General features: G+C 41.4%; 13 protein-coding genes. 10 read left to right on the top strand and 3 right to left on the bottom strand.

Annotated elements, in window-relative coordinates; translation table 11 throughout:
• Nucleotides 1–49 precede the first annotated feature (49 nt).
• The 3 genes from IPM34_10295 to IPM34_10285 all read left to right on the top strand — a co-directional run bounded on the left by IPM34_10295 (nt 50) and on the right by IPM34_10285 (nt 3,980).
• The gene (locus tag IPM34_10295) at nt 50–2,050 is read left to right on the top strand and encodes a PD40 domain-containing protein (protein ID MBK8955931.1); all 2,001 of its coding nucleotides are present in this window, start codon (nt 50–52) and stop codon (nt 2,048–2,050) included.
• Nucleotides 2,051–2,646: 596 nt separating this feature from the next.
• Complete coding sequence (locus tag IPM34_10290; protein MBK8955930.1) at nt 2,647–3,537, top strand: hypothetical protein; 891 nt, start codon at nt 2,647–2,649, stop codon at nt 3,535–3,537.
• A gap of 17 nt (nt 3,538–3,554) precedes the next feature.
• The gene (locus IPM34_10285) at nt 3,555–3,980 is read left to right on the top strand and encodes a hypothetical protein (protein ID MBK8955929.1); all 426 of its coding nucleotides are present in this window, start codon (nt 3,555–3,557) and stop codon (nt 3,978–3,980) included.
• Nucleotides 3,981–4,363: 383 nt separating this feature from the next.
• Here IPM34_10285 and typA read toward each other — a convergent pair whose 3' ends face one another.
• Nucleotides 4,364–6,181, bottom strand: coding sequence for a translational GTPase TypA (gene typA / locus IPM34_10280; protein ID MBK8955928.1), 1,818 nt, complete (start codon nt 6,179–6,181; stop codon nt 4,364–4,366).
• Nucleotides 6,182–6,761: 580 nt separating this feature from the next.
• On the opposite strand from typA, the gene yidC reads away from it, so the two are divergent.
• The 5 genes from yidC (at nt 6,762) to IPM34_10255 (ending at nt 12,742) form a co-directional block, all read left to right on the top strand.
• Entirely contained in the window at nt 6,762–8,579 is a 1,818-nt protein-coding gene (gene yidC, locus IPM34_10275; GenBank protein MBK8955927.1) for a membrane protein insertase YidC, read from the top strand.
• A complete protein-coding gene (locus tag IPM34_10270) occupies nt 8,576–9,127 on the top strand; it encodes a hypothetical protein (protein ID MBK8955926.1) in 552 nt (183 codons plus the stop codon). The genes yidC and IPM34_10270 overlap by 4 nt, the downstream gene beginning before the upstream one ends.
• A gap of 880 nt (nt 9,128–10,007) precedes the next feature.
• Complete coding sequence (locus IPM34_10265) at nt 10,008–11,051, top strand: NAD(P)-dependent glycerol-3-phosphate dehydrogenase (GenBank protein ID MBK8955925.1); 1,044 nt, start codon at nt 10,008–10,010, stop codon at nt 11,049–11,051.
• 119 nt (nt 11,052–11,170) lie between these two features.
• Nucleotides 11,171–12,187 (top strand): hypothetical protein, encoded by a 1,017-nt coding sequence (locus IPM34_10260; protein MBK8955924.1) that lies wholly within the window; start codon nt 11,171–11,173, stop codon nt 12,185–12,187.
• A gap of 24 nt (nt 12,188–12,211) precedes the next feature.
• The gene (locus IPM34_10255) at nt 12,212–12,742 is read left to right on the top strand and encodes a hypothetical protein (protein ID MBK8955923.1); all 531 of its coding nucleotides are present in this window, start codon (nt 12,212–12,214) and stop codon (nt 12,740–12,742) included.
• A gap of 209 nt (nt 12,743–12,951) precedes the next feature.
• On the opposite strand, the gene IPM34_10250 is transcribed toward IPM34_10255, so the two are convergent.
• Together IPM34_10250 and IPM34_10245 are read right to left on the bottom strand one after the other, a co-directional pair.
• A complete protein-coding gene (locus tag IPM34_10250; GenBank protein ID MBK8955922.1) occupies nt 12,952–13,557 on the bottom strand; it encodes a tRNA-(ms[2]io[6]A)-hydroxylase in 606 nt (201 codons plus the stop codon).
• Complete coding sequence (locus tag IPM34_10245; GenBank protein ID MBK8955921.1) at nt 13,536–14,579, bottom strand: hypothetical protein; 1,044 nt, start codon at nt 14,577–14,579, stop codon at nt 13,536–13,538. The genes IPM34_10250 and IPM34_10245 overlap by 22 nt, the downstream gene beginning before the upstream one ends.
• Nucleotides 14,580–14,676: 97 nt before the next feature.
• Between IPM34_10245 and IPM34_10240 the strand changes: the two genes are divergently transcribed.
• Both IPM34_10240 and IPM34_10235 read left to right on the top strand, forming a co-directional pair.
• Complete coding sequence (locus IPM34_10240) at nt 14,677–16,842, top strand: S9 family peptidase (protein ID MBK8955920.1); 2,166 nt, start codon at nt 14,677–14,679, stop codon at nt 16,840–16,842.
• Nucleotides 16,843–16,893: 51 nt separating this feature from the next.
• Complete coding sequence (locus tag IPM34_10235; GenBank protein ID MBK8955919.1) at nt 16,894–18,264, top strand: dipeptidase; 1,371 nt, start codon at nt 16,894–16,896, stop codon at nt 18,262–18,264.
• Nucleotides 18,265–18,355 lie beyond the last annotated feature (91 nt).

Below are 18,355 nucleotides of genomic sequence, written 5' to 3'. Positions count from 1 at the left end.
TTAGCGCTTTAATAACAAGATTCTATCTATTTTAACCAAAATTCAAAGTATGAAAAAAATGTTGATTCTGTCGGGTGTGTTTCTTTTATCACAACTGACTGCTCAAAGCTCTTCCCAAAACAGTACTTTGAAAGATGCCTTCCACTTTTTCGAATCCAAAGATTATATCTCGGCTATTTCGGCTTTTGAAAAAGAAACCACTGCTGCGCTGGATGCGAAATCACTGTCTGCACTTGCATTGAGTTACAAAAGGACCGGGCAAAACGAAAAAGCCGAGGATTTGTATGCACAATTGGTTTTATCTCCGGATGCAGACCCCGAAGCTCGTTATGAATACGCAGACTTGTTGAAAGGCCATGGAGATTTCCTGAAAGCAAAAAAGTATTTCCTCGAGTATGCCAATTTTAATCCGGTTATTGGTAATTATTTTGCCGAGACCTGCGATTATTCCTTGCAACAATTGAACAAACCTAACAATTGTAAGTTGACCAATCTCGAGTCGAATTCAGCTTATGCAGATTTTGCCCCCATGCTTATTGACGAAGAACTGGTGTTTGTAAGTGGGCAAAAGAATGAGTTTACTTTAAAATCCGGAAACGTGCAGGCAGCTTCTGAAGCTACTCAGGCGGTCACCAGAAAATTTTCTGAAGGATTAATTGAGTTGCTCTCAAAAGAAGCCAGTGGATTGGGAAATATTTCGATCAATGAAAATAAAACCGCATGTGCATTCAGCAAGGCGAGCGATTACGATTTGGAACGCATCCTGATGCACGATATTAAATTGCAAATCCATTTGGCAAATATTGAAGAAAATGGTTCCTGGAATAACATACAACCATTCGCATACAATGTAGATGGATATTCTGTAGGTTTTCCTTGCCTGGCAGAGACCGGTAATGTCTTGTACTTTGCATCAAATCAACCCGGTGGATATGGAGGCTATGATTTGTATGTGAGTTTTAAATCTCCGGAAAGTTCCGAATGGTCGAAACCACATAACCTGGGAGCAGTGATCAATTCCGATGGCAATGAGTTATCTCCATTCTACAAAAATGGAGTTCTGTATTTTTCTTCCGATTGGCATACAGGATTTGGAGGACTCGATGTTTTTAAAACCCAGCTGGTGGATGGTCATGGGGCTGTGATTGAAAATCTCGGCACTTGTGTCAACTCTTCAATGGATGAATATTATTTCATTCTGGATAATGAAAACCAGGCCTATTTTACATCCAATCGATACGGAGGTAAAGGTGCCGATGACATTTATCGTTCGTTCCAATTAAAAGTTGCGACGGAATCACAAACTATGGCATTAAAGCCCGTTGCACAAACGCAAGAAGTAAAGTCTGAATTAAAGTCTGAAGTAAAGTCTGAAGAGAAGCCCGCAGCGATTGCAGAAGAAAATTTGCTTGCATCCGAAGCTTTGGTTGCAGATCAGCTGGTTCCGCAAACCAGGAAAGCTGCACAGGAACCCAAACTTTACTTTATACAAATTGCTTCTCTGACGAAGTACAACAGTAAAATGGATTCGCGTTTTACGAATTACACTTCTTATGGCGATGTCTATAAATTTAAGGTTGACGATGTCATGAAGATCAGAATAGGAGGTTTCAGCGATATTAATGAAGCTGTGGCTGCTATGAAAATTATGAAAGCCAATGGAACCAAAGATGCTTTTATTGTAACGGATGTATTGGGTGGTGATCGCGTTGTACTGCTGGCAAACGCGGTAGGCAAATCAGAATCACCCAAAGTGACAGGCAAGCAGGTTGAAAACACACCGGTTCCTCAGCAGGAAGAAGAACCTGAAGAAGAGGGCAAATACAAAATCCGCGTTGCAGAATATAAAGCACCCGATTGGTTTGATGTAAGCAAAATCAACGATCTTGGAAAAATTGAGCACTGGACTAAAAGTGGTCTGACTATCATCGTATTAGGAAGCTATACATCAGAAACAGCCGCAAAAGACGTTCTGTCTAAATTAAAAACAAGAGGATTTAAGGAATCTTATCTCGTCGTAGAGGAAAATGGTAAGTTATATCGATTGTAACTAAACAACTCATAAAAAAAGGCCGGCTGATTACCGGCCTTTTTTGTCTATGCACGTTTGTATAGGGTAGCGCCTGAATCCCAAAAGTTATTGATAAATATCATCTTCCCAGCTGATTCCAATTTTAAATTGCAATAACCAGTAATGTTTATATTTGTGTATTCGAAATTTACATGTTCTGTAATATTCAATACAAAATAGGGTTTTTGGCTTTATTGATAGCAATTTCCAGTTGCCGGGAGGTGGTTCATATCGCTTTCTTCCTGTGGAACCAGGGCTCCATTGAGCAAACCCTTTGTATTAATAAAAGCAATAAACTTAAAAAATGCCACGGCAAATGTTTGCTTTCAAAAAAAATGAAGGAAACACCTCCGGAACAAAACATGCCGGTTCCGCTGAAATTGATAAAACAGCAGTTTGAATTGTTTATGCCGGAGCAGGCATTGCTTTCTTACGAGGTCTTTCTTCTGATAAAATCAGAAATAAGATACAGAATGGGCTTTTTACGCTGTGACTTTAGATGGAATTCGTTCGAGCCACCTGACCTTGCTTGTTTCTCTTTCAACAAGCATTAATTCATTTTAAATTTACTTTTTATGAACAGGTTCATCGGAGTTCTGCTTTTTGGACTCATGTGTATGACTGTTGCACGTGCATGTGACATTTGCGCTTGTAATATGGGAATGCAGGGGGTGGGTTTACACCAGCTGATTCATTCAAACATCTTGGGAATGTCGTATACATCAGCAGTTTACCAGTCCAAACACGAATCAGGGGTCTATGACTACTTTCGGAATTTGAGTGTGCAGGGAACTTATATTCCGTCATCAAACTGGAAATTAAACGCATTTGTCCCTTACCAATGGAATGTTCGGAAAAACCAGGAGCAAAAACAAAAAGCATCCGGAGTTGGGGACATTCAGATCATGGGCCATTACATTATTAAAAAAGATTATGGTTCCTGCAAGGAATGGAAATTCACTCTTGATGTTGGATCCGGATTAAAATTGCCAACAGGTAAATACGAAGCCGATCTGCATGCTCAGAATTTACCCGAAAATTTCAACATCGGTAATGGACATTATGCCTTGATTTTTCAACCGACTTTTGCATTGAGCAGGTCTTCCTTTGGCTTTTATGCAGCTGGAAACTATCAATACAATTTAGAGATAAAGGATCGCTATAGATTTGGCAATCAATTCGGAATTATAGGTACTTTCTTTTGCGAAATTCCTGTAAAGGATGATCTGAAAGTGACTCCCACAGCAGGCTTGCAATGGGAATACTCGGAAAAGGACAGGTATGCCACCGGCTATAACAATTCTGAAACGGGCGGCTACGGACTCCTGATGCCGATCGGATTGAGTTTGCGGTGGTCCGATTTTGTGCTCCAGAATGCCTTCTCATTCCCCTTAAAACAAAACTATGCAAACGGAGGCAGCCAACTGAACAGCCGTTTCGTTTGTCAGCTTCATTATTTTTTTTAACTTTTTAATTTAATCAGATGAAATATTTATTAGGTCTTATAACGATTTTTTCAACAGTACTTTTTTTGAACTCTTGTAGTGATGATGATCATGATTCTACCTTTGATTACCATGCGCATATTCATCACCCGCATGCCAATGCCAGTTTTCAAATCGGTGACTCACTGCTTATCGAAGTAGAATTTGAAAGTCACACCAACAATACCGTTCACCACGTAAACGTGAAAATCGCCGATGAATCAAACGGTACGGTGGTTTATGACAAACCTCAAGATGCACATGTTCATGAAACTTCAGGCAAGTACGTATATGAAGATGTGATCCTGATGGGTGCGCAGAACGGGTTTCAGACAGGTAAAACCTACAAGCTTACCGCAAAGGTTTGGGGCCATGATGCTGGAGAAGAAGAGGTGATCAGTACTGTTGTATTCTCGGTAAAGTGATAGCATACAGATTTTCGACCTTTCGAAATTGCGATATTTCGAAAGGTCGATTTATCATTCATTATCTACGACTGGTTTAGAACATCCTGTCTGAATTTATCTACTTTTATGTGGGTGTGTGGAAACTGAACTTACCTGACATTTGTATCGTCAATTATTTTTTAAACAAAAAAACACAGTTATGAAAAAATTAAACAAAAATCAGGCGAGTTCTTTGATTGCTGGCGGTCCTGCATTGGTCATTCAATAAGCGCCAGCTTTTTAGGCTAAAGGCGTTAGGTGTAAGGCTTAAGGCGTAAGGCTGAAGGAGTAAGGCTGAAGGCTTTAGGCGTAAGGCAGAATCATTATGCATTAACCATTTTGCATTCTCCATTCTCCATCAACTACGCTTCCGCCATCTCCACGCGCTTTTGAGCTTTTTTACGCTCGTTTTCATCGAGAATGATCTTGCGAAGGCGGATAGATTTTGGAGTCACCTCAACGTATTCATCTTCCTGAATGTATTCCAGAGCTTCTTCCAGACTGAATTGAATTTTGGGTATGATCTGGATGGTGCCGTCCGATCCGGAAGCACGCATATTCGTCAGTTTTTTTCCTTCAATGACATTGACGACCAGATCTCCGGGTCTTATTTGTTCTCCGATGATCTGACCGATGTAGATATTTTCACCAGGTTCGATAAAGAATTGTCCGCGGTCCTGAAGGTAGCCGATAGAATAGGCAGTAGCTGGTCCGGCCAGTTTTGAAATCAGCACCCCATTTGTTCTCGAGGGAATGTTGCCTTTCCAGGCTTGAAATTCTTTGAATCGATGAGCAATGATGGCTTCACCTGCAGAAGCAGTGAGCAATACATTTCGAAGTCCGATGAGACCTCTTGCCGGAATTTCAAATTCTATATGGATAAGATCGCCGCGGGTTTCCATGACCGTCATTTCGCCTTTACGCATGCTGACTTGTTCGATGACTTTACCGGAATACGCTTCGGGAACGTCGATGGTCATGATTTCAACCGGCTCGCACTTTTGGCCATCAATTTCTTTTATAATAACTCGCGGTTGTCCCACCTGAAGCTCATAACCTTCTCTACGCATGGTTTCGATCAGGACTGAAAGATGGAGGATACCCCTGCCATATACTAAAATAGAATCGGGCGATTCAGTATCTTCAAGCCGAAGTGCAAGATTTTTTTCGAGCTCTTTCTCGAGCCGTTCGCGGATATGCCTTGAAGTCACATATTTTCCTTCCTTTCCGAAAAAAGGAGAATTGTTGATCGTAAATAACATACTGATGGTAGGTTCGTCTACCTGAATGGGTGTGAGACCTTCCGGTGATTCGAAGTCGGCAATGGTGTCGCCGATATCGAAGTTTTCCAAACCAAAAACTGCACAAATATCGCCTGCCGCTACGCTCTCGACTTTTACTTTACCGAGGCCTTCAAACGTAAAAAGTTCCTTGACCCGGGATTTTACCTGTGAACCATCGCGTTTGACCAGAGTCACCGGCTGATTGATGCGTATTCCTTGTCTTAGAATTCTCCCGATGGCAATTCTGCCGATATAAGAGGAATAATCCAGGCTGCTGATCATCATCTGGAGGTTTCCTTCCGGAATTTCCGGCGCAGGGATCTGTTCAATGATGGCATCGAGCAAATACGTGATATCGGTAGAAGGTTCGTTCCAGTGTTTACTCATCCAGCCTTGTTTTGAAGAGCCGTACACCGTTGGAAAATTAAGCTGTTCTTCGGTGGCTTCCAGGTTAAAAAACAGTTCAAATACGGCATCGTGGACATCATCAGGGCGGCAATTGGGTTTGTCCACTTTATTGATGACTACAATGGGTTTTTTACCCATGCTCAGGGCTTTGTGCAAAACAAAGCGCGTTTGCGGCATGGGACCTTCGAAAGCATCAACAAGCAAAAGAACTCCATCAGCCATATTGAGCACGCGTTCGACCTCTCCACCGAAATCGGCGTGGCCCGGGGTATCGATGATGTTGATCTTGACTCCTTTGTAATTGACAGAAACATTTTTCGCCAAAATGGTGATACCTCTTTCGCGCTCGAGCTCGTTGTTGTCCAAGATGAGCTCTCCGGTTTCCTGGTGCTCCCGGAACTGTTTAGTCTGGTGTAAGATTTTATCGACCAGGGTTGTTTTTCCGTGATCGACGTGGGCAATGATGGCAATGTTTCTAATGGAATGCATAGATGATTTGAAATGAGTTTGCAAAATTAAGTCGAAAACCAGCTTAAAAACTGGCATTTTAAATTGATAACATATTATTTACAATTAATAATAAATAATTTATACATTTAATATTTTATAATATGATCAAATAATTTATCGAAATCTCAAAAAGAACCGGCGAGTCATTGAATAGGATTGAATTAAACTAAAATGAAGATATCCAATTTTTTATATATTAAAAAAATAAAATTATAAAAAAATTATTTTTTCGGGCAGCAATTCAGGAATCATTGGGGTCTATATATACGTAGACCGGTTATATAAAGGGAATTGTTTGACATAATATTTTTAACCAAAGCTATCATTTACTTTCAACAGGTAGTGATAGGTAAGGTTAGCTTCAAGAACCCGGGTTTTGAAGCATTTATCGAAATGCTTGTCTTTTGAAATAATTATACATTACCTACTACTGTCTTAGAAACTATCCACTTGAACGTGCAAGGGATAGTTTTTTATTAATACACCCTTTATCCAGGCTTTCCGGCAGAATCCTGCCTTTATTGTACCTTTGCCGGCCTTAGGCCAATTTCAATCATTTATGGACCGGAATCAGATCATAGGAATAGTGCTCATCATTGCTGTACTTTTTGTTTGGAACGAGTATTTTTTTCAACCCGAAATGGAAGAACAAAAAAGGCGAATGCATGTCCAGGATTCCATTGCACAATTGCAGAATGCAGCTCCTGCCGAGGCACCGTTAAAATCAATTGATACTATTCAAAATTCAATAACGGATACCTCATCTCCTGTGGTGGTCCCGACTGAAGAAAAATTGATTACACTTCAGAATCCTAAACTCAAGTTGACTTTTTCAAACAAGGGTGGTCGCATGACTGAAGCCCTGATCAAAGGAAAGTTCAAATCTTACGGAACTCAGGAGGGCCAGGCCGTTGTCGAAGAAGTTAAGTTGCTGGAAGACCAGAAAAATATTTTCGAATATCGTTTCTCAATTCAGGGTAAAGAATATCAGACGCAACAATTGTATTTCGATATACAGCAAGCCGACGACCAAACGGTGACATTTACGGCTTTGCTCGATGGAGGAGCTAAATTTATCCAACAGTACAAACTGGATCCTGAGGATTATACTTTAAATTATTCCATTTCCTCCACGGGACTTCATGCCTCTCAGCCCATAAAATTGCATTGGGAGAACTACCTCGATAAAATTGAAAAAAACTGGGAGTACGAGCGTTATAACAGCACGGTTTATTTCAAGGAAAAAGAGGAAGATCCCGATTATTGTTCCTGCAGGTCAGACGATAAAATTGAACTGCCCGAAAAAAGGGTCCAATGGATTTCCCATTCACATCAGTTTTTCAATTCTACGCTGATCTCGCCCAATGGCTTTGAAAAATCCAGCAACGAAACCATACTCATGGCGGAAACGGATTCCGATTTGAAGAAACTCATTTCAACAGCAGAAATATCCGGAGCCGAGCTCTCCGGTAAACCTTATGAAATGAAGTGGTATTTAGGGCCAAATGACTATAAGAAATTAGCGGCATTTGAACAGGACATTCAATACATCATTCCCTATGGATGGAGCATTTTTGGGACAGTCAACCGACATGCAGTAAGGCCTTTGTTCGTATGGTTAGAAGACCTGGTGGGTGCCAAAGGAGTCATCATTCTGCTGATGACGTTTATTGTCAAGTTGCTTGTATTTCCTTTAGGATATAAGATGTTGCATTCTCAGGCCAAAATGCAGGCTTTGAAACCGGAAATTGAAAAGCTGAAAGCCAAGAATAAGGACGATATGCAGAAGCAACAGATGGAAACCATGAAAATGTACAATGAATTTGGTGTAAATCCACTGGGAGGTTGTTTTCCTTTGTTGCTTCAAATGCCCATCTGGATTGCCCTCTACCGGTTTTTTCCGGCGACCATCGAATTCAGGCAGGAATCGTTTTTATGGGCTGGCGATCTTACGTCTTACGATGAATTTTTGAAACTTCCTTTTACGCTTCCATTGTTTGGAGATACCATGTCCCTCTTTGCATTTCTTTGGATGGTTTCCACTTTGATCTTCAGCTATTATTCTTCAAAATCCATGGACTTCTCCGCCAATCCTGCCATGAAATATATGCAATACCTGATGCCAGTCATCTTTTGGTTTATGTTTAATAAAACAGCAGCGGGGCTTACCTGTTATATGTTTTTCAGCAACATCCTCAACATTGCGCAGACCTTGCTGGGCAAATATTATTTATTCGACCAGAATAAAATACGGGCCGAACTGGAACTCAATAAAACCAAACCCAAAAAATCCGGAGGATTCCGCGAACGGCTCGAACAAATGATGAAAGAACAACAGAAGATCCAGCAGGAGAAAGCTAAAAACATAAAGAAATGAAATATTCAGGTTTTCATTTTGGAATACTTACAATCGTTAGTTTGATTTTAACATCGGCTTGTACGCGCAAGTCAACGGAAACCAATAATCCCAACGGAAACCCAACAACTCCAGCTCCTGAATTGCCGATCTTTAAAACAAGCTTTACCGCTTCCGATACGCTCCTGACCGGAGTAGATACCTTGTTGTATTACCAGCGGTCGGCCTGTTTTGGCTTTTGTCCGACCTACCAATACACAGTATTCGAAAATGGAATCGTAAAATACGAAGGTCTTCAACATGTCGATAAAACCGGCAACTATTATGCACTCGCTACGGATGCCTGGTGGAATGAAGTAAAAAGTCAGATGGCATCATGTAAGTTTTTTGATTTGGCACCGGTGTATCCTGTAGAACCCGAATTGTACATACCGGATCTTCCCAATACCATCATCATCGTTAAAGAATTTGGTTTGTACAAAAAGGTAACCGACAATCATCATGCTCCCAAAGCATTGAAGGATTTTGAAATATTTCTGGAAGCTCAATTTCAGAAGTTGGCCTTTTGACCTCCCGATAAAATGTTCGCGATTATTTATTTTGTAAAAAAGCTATATCATTTTATCGGGATGACGTTTAGTCTTTTTGATAAAAACCTAAATGAAAAGATCTGCGTAAATCTGCGGAATCTGCGGGAAATAAATTGGGGAGGTTTTCGTCCCGAGGTTTCGACTTTTTGACTTTTTGACTTTTTGACTTTTTGATTATAAATTAAATATAAAGATCTGCGTAAATCTGCGGAATCTGCGGGAAATAAATGGCAGAGGTTTTTCGACTTTTCGACTTTTCGACTCTTCGAAGTTTCGATTATAAACTAAATGAAAAGATCTGCGAAAATCTGCGTAATCCCCGCCTGACCGAATAAGTTTTCCATTATTTTAAAACAAAATATCAGTCGGGCAAGTGCGGGAAAAAAATGGAAGAGATTTTTCGAAGATTGGACATATAGAAATTTCGACTTTATAGCGAATGCAAGTACTAGAAATACCAAATTTTAGCTCACATCTTTTACTAATATATTCTGATTCTGTTATATTTATGTAACCATCTTATCGAATTATTCTGCTACATCGAGAAGAAATTTTCCAGAATTACTTTAATTGTTCAATTCAAAATTGTTATTTCAGAGGTGCCTTTGAAAAAATGAATAGATCTGCGCGATTGTCGTAATCTGCAGGAATCTAAATGCAATGAATGTCCTGCAGATAACGCAGATAACGCGGATTTTAATTCAGATTGCATTATGATCTGAGTATAACAGTTACCTCATCACCCATTCACCATCAATTATGCTGCATTCTCCTTGCTTTCTGCTTTACGCTTTAAGCCAATCTTTCATCTCCAATCTTTGCCCCCACATCCCTACCTTTGCCATCCCATTTAAGTTCAGTGTTGAAAGAAAAGCAAACAGTTGGAGTCGTAGGAGCAGGTAGTTTTGGTACTACTGTGGCCAGTTTGCTGGCACATAATGTAGACGTGTTGCTTTTTTCGCGACAACAGGAAGTGGTCACCAGGATCAACGAGTTGCACGAGAACCTGGGCTATAAATTGGATTCAAGGATACGGGCCACGCGCTCACTGGAAGAGATTTGCTCCAGTTGTTCTTTGATTTTTCCAGTGGTGCCTTCTGAAAATTTCCGGGAAACCTGTGCTGCGATGTCCCCCTATTTGAGTCCGGCTCATGTGCTGATCCATGCTACCAAAGGACTCGACATTGCAGGGATCAAGCTTGCCGAATTGACCAAAGTGAACATTTCGCGCAAAAATATTCACACCATGAGCGAGGTTATACGGCAGGAAACTTCTGTGTTGAGAGTGGGTTGTCTGGCAGGCCCCAATTTATACCGGGAGATCATGGCCAGCCAACCCGCAGCTTCAGTGATTGCCAGCGAATACGACGAAGTCATTAAAGCAGGATCCGAAGTCTTATCCAGTCGCATGTTTTTCGTGTTCGGTTCTTACGACCTGTTGGGAGCCGAGATGGCCGGAGCACTTAAAAATATTATTGCCCTGGGCTCGGGTATGCTTGCCGGAAAGGGCATGGGAAAAAACCTGGAGGCCATGCTCATCACGCGTGGGCTTCGTGAAATGATCGAACTCGGGAGGTGTATTGGATCTTCATCCAAGTCCTTTTTAGGAACAGCAGGTATTGGAGATCTCATTGCAACTGCAACCAGTCCGAGCAGCCGAAACTTCAATTTTGGATTCAGGCTGGGCAAAGGCGAAAAACTCAGGGATATCATCGGAACACTCGACGAAGTGGTTGAGGGGGTGCGAACCGTCCGGATCGCCAACCAGCTGGCCAAGCACTATCATTTGCGCGTTCCCATCATCAACATGATCTACAGTGTGGTATTTGAGGATCTCTCTATCGAAAAAGCCATCCAGTTTTTGATGCGATACCCGTATTTGCCGGACGTTGACTTCCTGTAGTCGATTAAATACGACAATTTGACGCGAATTCTATCCAAATGGCTTAAGTCATGTTAATTTTGAGCCTCTGCTTCATGTTGGGGGAATAGTTTCATTTTTTTTAAATCTAAACTGAGATCATGGCAACACTAAATTCAGGTCCTAATTTCGATAAACCTAAAGGTTTCTGGAGTAAACCGGAAGGCGTTACTGGTACCCTTGTTTTGGGTGGTTTATTGCTGGGAGGAGGGTATTTGCTATATAAAAATCTTCCCTACCTCATCAGTCTTACTTCCAATCTTATCTATTTGAGCGGAATGCTGATTGTTTTAGGAGCGATCATCTATATGGTCCTCGATCCTAAAATGAGGACACTCATCGGTTACATGTACAAAAGTATCATGAGATGGGTCACCGGCATTTTTGTCACCATCGATCCCATAGGTATCCTTAAAAATTATATAGATGATCTGGAAAAGAATTTGTCGAAAATGAGCGAACAAATTGGCGTGCTCAAGGGGCAGATCAGAAAACTCCAGACTAACGTTACGGAAAACAGCCGGGAGATCGAACAACAACTTCGCATGGCGCAGGTGGCACGCAGCCAGGATCAGGAAGCCCAGATGGTTTTAGCTACGCGTAAGGCCGCCAGGTTGCAGGATACCAATGAAAAATACCAGCATCTGCTGTCCAAGATGGACATCCTGAGCAGAGTTTTGACCAAGATGTATCAGAATTCCGAAATTCTGCTCGAAGACACCAAAGATCAGGTGAAACTGAAAGAGCAGGAGCGCAAAGCCATTCGCGCTTCTCACAGTGCGATGAAATCAGCGATGAATGTGATCAGTGGCAATGCAGACCAACGCATCATGTTTGATCAGGCTTTGGAACACATTGCAGACGATGTGGCATATAAAGTAGGGGAGATGGAGCGTTTTATGGAACTCTCCGAAAATTTTATGAGTTCGGTAGATTTACAAAACGGAGTATTTGAAGAGGAAGGATTAAAAATGCTTCAGGAGTACGAAGAAAAGAGCAAACTGCTTTTGATGGGGGGTAAAAATGAAAATCTGCTGCAATCCAAACAACCCGAGAGACAGACTCTGGATAAAGGCTCAGGAAAGGAAGGTCACTACGACGGATTGTTCAATAGTTAAAATTCACATTTAAATACTTCGACCATGTTTTCATACCTGGGATATCTGCTGGTGCTTTTGGGAATTTATGTGCTCGCAAGAACACTGGGATGGATTCATAAAAAACAAGTTGCAGATGATCGACCTGAAGCCGCAAAAAAAGTAGACCGGTACATTGGTTTGGGATTTTCTGTTTTGTTGTGTGTAGCCGGCGTTTATCTCAGTATGGGTAAAGAGAAACCGGAACCTGCAAAAACTACAGCGACTCCACAAACATCCTCAAAATCCTTTACCGGAGAAAATTTACAGTACTGGGACGAGGAAATGAAATCCCTGCTCATCCAGCAATGCCTCGAAAACGGAAAACGCACTGCGGAAAAGTATCCCGACATCGTCCAGGATTATTGCAAATGCGCGACCGAAAAAATAACCTTGGCGTTTACTCCTGAACAATACGGTCAAACCATATCCAAATCTCCCGAAGAACAACGCCAGATCATCTCACCGGTCATAGAATCCTGTGTAGCCATTATGAATAAACTGATCGAATTGAGTCAGGATGTACAGGCGAAGTGAGTTGAAAAAAATTATCTAACGCATAGATAGTTAATACGCATAGATAAATGGATTGTAAATGGGAAATCCAATTGTTAAATTTCGAATTGGCATTTCATTTTCAAAGATTATTGTTCTCGCTCAATTCAAATGTCAAATTAATGCCTTATAATTCTTTAGCCTTAAGCTATAGCTTTAAGCCTTAAGCCTTAAGCCTTTGGTCTTTCACCTCAATGCATCCGATCTCCCCTTAATGCTAATGATTTCATGATCTCCGCCTCTTTGTCGAGATATTCCTGCCAACGTTTGCGGACACTGTACTTATCCTGATAGAATTCTGCGAGTTGTAAAAACATTTTATAATGTCCCGCTTCCGATACCATAAAATGGTGATAAAATTCCTTCAAGCCCTGTTCTTCGAGATGGAGCGAAAGCAATCTGAATCGCTCGCAACTCCGGGCTTCGATCAATGCACAGGTTAACAACTGTTCGGTGAGCCTTTGTTCGCGGTTGCCGCCTTTTTGCTGGAATTTTAATAAGGCATTCACGTATTCATCTTTTCGCTGAAATCCCAGTTTTAAATTTCGCTTGCGCAATTCCTGAATCACGAGGCGGAAATGTCCCCATTCTTCGGTGACCACAGGCGCAACCTGTTCGACCAATTCAGCTTTGTCAGGATACTGTTGTATCAAAGAAATGCAGGAACTTGCTGCTTTCTGTTCGCAGTATGCGTGATCCGTTAAAATATCTTCCAGGGACATCGATGCGAGATCCACCCACCTCGGGTCGGTTGGTAAATGCAGGCCCAATTTGGTCAACTCTTTGTTTTCAGACATGCAAACATATTCTTAAGTACATCCAGATCGACGATCTCGTATTTATCCGCTCCGCTTGTCCATACAAAAGTCAGCGTATCCATTTCGAATTTTGAAAGCGCATTCATTTCTTCCTGATCTAATTTGTAACGGATCAGGTAAAATGTTTTTCCGTCTTCCACATTTTTATTGGCATCTGTATGCGATAAGGTTTGCAGATAGATATATGTGCCATTTATAAAATCAATCCTGCATGGAGATTCAGCATCAATCTGGCCCATCATTTTATCAGCTTGCGGACTGTTGAAGGTAAAATTTATTTCCAGAAAATAATCTTTATTCGTTTTAATAAATCTTGCTTTGCAAACGAGAAATTCTGAATCCTTATAATAAAGACTGAGTTTGGGATCCGTAAATTCAAATAAAGTTTCAAATTCATTCGCCAGTGTAAGACCGTCTGCACTTCGGGTTAATTTGCAAAAGTGAAAAACTTGCTGGTCGTACACTTCGGTTTCAGATTTTACCTGATTCGTTGTCGGGATTATTTTTTGTTTATCAAAATCCGGTAGCTTTTCTTTTTCTAAAGAAACTAAATGTCCGGAAATACGTTTCATGACAACCAGTGCATCAGCTTCATTTTTCCAGCGCAGTTGCCTGATTTCTCCCAATAATTCTTTCGAATAGTTTATACGCCTTTGAATGGATTGCAATCGGTCTTTTGCTTTGTTTAAATGGACTTTTGTGTCCCTATCCTTTTCGCGTTGATAGGCACTTTGAAGTGAATCGATGAGAACAGTTGTGCTCTTGAACTGAGCACCTGCTATATCAATTATCGATAGGGTTCTGGATTCAAGCCGGGAGATGGTGTCCTGAGCAATTAAAGGGACAGGAAGGGCAAAAAGACTCAAAAAAAGGGCTCTGAGAATTAAAGTATAACCGGGTGTGAATCCTTGTTTAGTTGGAAATTGCCACGAAATACCAGGTAGTGTTCTGATCGTTTGAGAAATGCCATTTGGGCACGGGTGGATGTTGAAATCGGACAACGGATAAAAGTTTAAAGATCCCTTAAATAAGGCCCAAAACTAAAGAATTCGGGCTCTATTCTGTAATTTTGGCGCCTATTTCAAAAAAACCAGCTTCATGCGAAATAAAAGTATAATCACTAGTTTAATTTCAATTGGCATGATGATTTCATGCAGACCTATGAATAACCAGCAAGAACTCGCAGCTTTCGATACCGCTATACCTGCTTATCCGGATACCCGGATGGATACAATTTCCGATAATTATTTTGGAAATTCTGTACCGGATCCATACCGTTGGCTGGAAGATGACAGATCCGACGAGACGGCCGATTGGGTTAAACGCCAGAATGAACTCACCTTTTCATACCTCGATAAGATTCCTTTTCGGGAAGCATTAAAGCAGCGGATGGAGCAGTTTTTCAACTACGCCAGAGTGAGTACTCCGGTTAAAAAATCGGGGCATTATTACTTTTTTAAAAACAATGGCTTACAGAATCAGGATGTTCTTTTTGGAACGGACAGCCTTGGTAAAGAGCCTCGACTGATCATTGATCCCAATCTTTTTTCGAAAGACGGAACCAGCTCAATGAGCGGATATTCCTTCTCTAAAGATGGAAAATATATGGCGTTTCAGGTATCTGACGGAGGATCCGACTGGAATAAAATCCTTGTTTTGGACCTTGAAAAAAATGAGGTTCTGAACGACACCATCCGTTGGGTAAAATTCAGCAATGCGGAATGGCGTGGAGATGGATTTTATTACAGCTGCTATCCAACACCCGAAGGTGAAAATATTTATTCAGCTAAAAATGAATTCCATTCGGTTTATTTTCATAAAATCGGGACAAGCCAATCTGAAGACAAACTGATCTATGTCGATAAAAAGAATCCGCTGCGAAATGCAGGAGCCAGCCTGACAGACGATGAGCGGTTTCTGATTTTGTCAACTACAGAATCAACGAGTGGGAATGCCCTTGCTATTATGGATTTAGTTTCCGGCAAAGCTGAATTTAAATGGATTGTCAAAGCATTTGACAGCGATTACAACATCATCGGAAACCTGGGAGATGAAATATTTGTACACACCAATGCTGGAAGTCCGAATTGGAAAGTCTGCAGTTTCAAGTTTGGACAGGCAGATCCTTCATCCTGGAAAGATGTCATAACAGAAGGAGCCGACCGGATTGCATCAGTTCGCTTCATTGGCGGAAAACTCATTGTCACTTTTATTCACAATGCTTACCACGCAGTTAAAATATTTAATCCAGGCGGAGAAATGCTCCACGAGCTAAACCTTCCCGAATTGGGAACAGTTGGTGGATTTACGGGCGATCAAAATGACGAAGAGAGTTTTTATGCGTTCACTTCTTTTGTAAGGCCCAATACGGTCTACCGGCTTGATTTGAATACATTTAAATCGGAACTGTTCTTTGCTCCGGAAATCAAAGATTACAATCCGGATCTTTTTACAACCAGTCAGGTGTGGTACAAAAGCAAGGACAGTACTTCAGTTTCCATGTTTCTAACCCATAGGAAGGAATTGAAATTCGATCCCGCTTCATCTGGACAACACCCAACCATACTTTACGGTTACGGTGGATTTGATATTTCAATACTCCCAAGTTTCTCGGTATCCAGACTGATTTTATTGGAAAACGACGGAATCTTTGCCGTGGCAAACATCAGGGGTGGGGGAGAATTCGGTGCAAACTGGCACAATGCCGGTACCAAAGAAAAAAAGCAAAATGTGTTTGACGATTTTATGGCTGCAGCTGATTTTCTCGTCGATCAAAATTATACGAAAAGAGCCATGCTGGCCATCGAAGGAAGGTCCAACGGAGGTTTATTAGTAGGAGCTTGTATGACTCAGCGCCCGGATTTGTGCAAAGTTGCTTTTCCGGGAGTGGGCGTACTGGATATGCTCCGCTACCATAAATTTACTATTGGGTGGGCCTGGGCTACGGATTACGGAACCTCAGAATCTGAGGATGGCTTTGAATACCTGTCGAAATATTCCCCGCTGCACAATTTGAAACCAGCAGATTATCCTGCAACTTTGGTGATCACTGCCGATCACGATGATCGCGTAGTGCCCGCACATTCCTTTAAATTTGGGGCGGCATTGCAAAAAGCACAACAGGGTAAAAATCCTTGCCTGATTCGCATCGATGTCAGTGCAGGACATGGAGCCGGTAAACCAACCACCAAAAGACTTGAGGAGAGCGCAGATATGCTGAGTTTTATGTTTTTTAACATGCAACTGCAACCTAAATTAAAATAAGACATTTATTATTCCGTTACTAAAGCTTTATTAATCAAAAAATCGATACTTATGAATGCAACTCAATACCTGGATTCAAATAAACAAAGGTTTCTGGACGAACTGCTCGATTTGCTCAGAATCCCATCTGTAAGCGCAGACTCCAATCACAATGCAGATACTTACCGCTGTGCAGAAGCTGTAAAACAAGCTTTATTGGACGCTGGCTGCACCCACGCCGAAATTTGTAAAACCAAAGGGCATCCGGTTGTTTATGGAGAACGGATCGTCGATCCGAAATTGCCTACAGTGCTCACTTATGGCCATTACGACGTACAACCACCGGATCCACTCAACTTATGGACCAGCGGACCGTTTGACCCTGTAGTAAAGGATGGTAAAATTTATGCCCGCGGAGCCTGTGACGATAAAGGTCAGGTATTTATGCACATCAAAGCTTTGGAATGTATGGTTAAAACCAATTCGCTTCCCTGCAATCTGAAATTCATGATCGAAGGCGAAGAAGAAGTTGGATCTGCCAACCTGGGAAAATTTCTGAAGGCCAATAAAGAAAAATTAAAAGCAGACATTGTGTTGGTGAGCGATACGTCCATGATTTCGATGGACACACCTTCCATTGAATCCGGATTGCGCGGACTGGCCTATATGGAGGTTGAAGTAACCGGCCCAAACAGGGATTTGCATTCGGGAGTGTATGGTGGAGCCGTACCCAATCCAATTACCATACTTTGCAGAATGATCGCATCGCTCCACGATAAAAATAATAAAATTAAAGTCAGAGGATTTTACAGAGACGTCATTGAACTTACTGATGAAGAAAGAAAGGCATTAAATAAAGCACCATTCAGCGAAGAAGAATACAAAAAAGATCTCGATATCGATGAAGTATGGGGAGAAACCGGTTATACCACTCTCGAACGAACAGGCGTTAGGCCTACCTTGGAATTGAACGGCATCTGGGGAGGATATACAGGTGAAGGAGCAAAAACCGTCCTTCCCTCGAAAGCGTATGCAAAAATTTCCATGCGTTTGGTTCCCAATCAGAATTCTAAAAAAATTGCAAAACAATTTACGAAGCACTTCGAGCGGATTGCTCCACCTGGAGTGAAGGTAAAAGTGACCGAATTGCATGGCGGGGAGCCTGTCGTGACTCCAACCGATAGTGAAGCCTACAAAGCAGCAGCCAAAGCCATTGAAACGACTTTTGGCAAGAAACCGATACCGACCAGAGGTGGTGGCAGCATTCCAATTGTAGCACTTTTTGAGAAAGTGTTGGGATTAAAAACAGTACTCATGGGATTCGGATTGGATTCGGATAACATCCACTCGCCGAACGAGCATTATGGTCTGCAGAATTATTATAAGGGAATAGAGACCATACCTTATTTCCACAAATATTATGCAGAAATGAAAAATAAATAAGTTTCAAAAATCATACAATGAAAAAAATTTTTAGTACAATTACATTAACAGCTTTGTTTTTCTATGTGGGAAATGCACAGCAAAAAGAAAT

This window comes from Saprospiraceae bacterium (genome assembly GCA_016716185.1).
Lineage (GTDB): Bacteria > Bacteroidota > Bacteroidia > Chitinophagales > Saprospiraceae > Vicinibacter.
Note: the sequence above shows the minus strand (reverse complement) of the source record. Positions and strands in the feature narration are given on the sequence as shown.

Excerpts from the sequence above, each read along its gene's own strand:
- IPM34_10295 (MBK8955931.1), top strand. The coding sequence starts at position 50 with ATGAAAAAAATGTTGATTCTGTCGGGTGTGTTTCTTTTATCACAACTG.
- IPM34_10290 (MBK8955930.1), top strand. The coding sequence starts at position 2,647 with ATGAACAGGTTCATCGGAGTTCTGCTTTTTGGACTCATGTGTATGACT.
- IPM34_10285 (MBK8955929.1), top strand. The coding sequence starts at position 3,555 with ATGAAATATTTATTAGGTCTTATAACGATTTTTTCAACAGTACTTTTT.
- typA (MBK8955928.1), bottom strand. The coding sequence starts at position 6,181 with ATGCATTCCATTAGAAACATTGCCATCATTGCCCACGTCGATCACGGA.
- yidC (MBK8955927.1), top strand. The coding sequence starts at position 6,762 with ATGGACCGGAATCAGATCATAGGAATAGTGCTCATCATTGCTGTACTT.
- IPM34_10270 (MBK8955926.1), top strand. The coding sequence starts at position 8,576 with ATGAAATATTCAGGTTTTCATTTTGGAATACTTACAATCGTTAGTTTG.
- IPM34_10260 (MBK8955924.1), top strand. The coding sequence starts at position 11,171 with ATGGCAACACTAAATTCAGGTCCTAATTTCGATAAACCTAAAGGTTTC.
- IPM34_10255 (MBK8955923.1), top strand. The coding sequence starts at position 12,212 with ATGTTTTCATACCTGGGATATCTGCTGGTGCTTTTGGGAATTTATGTG.
- IPM34_10250 (MBK8955922.1), bottom strand. The coding sequence starts at position 13,557 with ATGTCTGAAAACAAAGAGTTGACCAAATTGGGCCTGCATTTACCAACC.
- IPM34_10240 (MBK8955920.1), top strand. The coding sequence starts at position 14,677 with ATGCGAAATAAAAGTATAATCACTAGTTTAATTTCAATTGGCATGATG.
- IPM34_10235 (MBK8955919.1), top strand. The coding sequence starts at position 16,894 with ATGAATGCAACTCAATACCTGGATTCAAATAAACAAAGGTTTCTGGAC.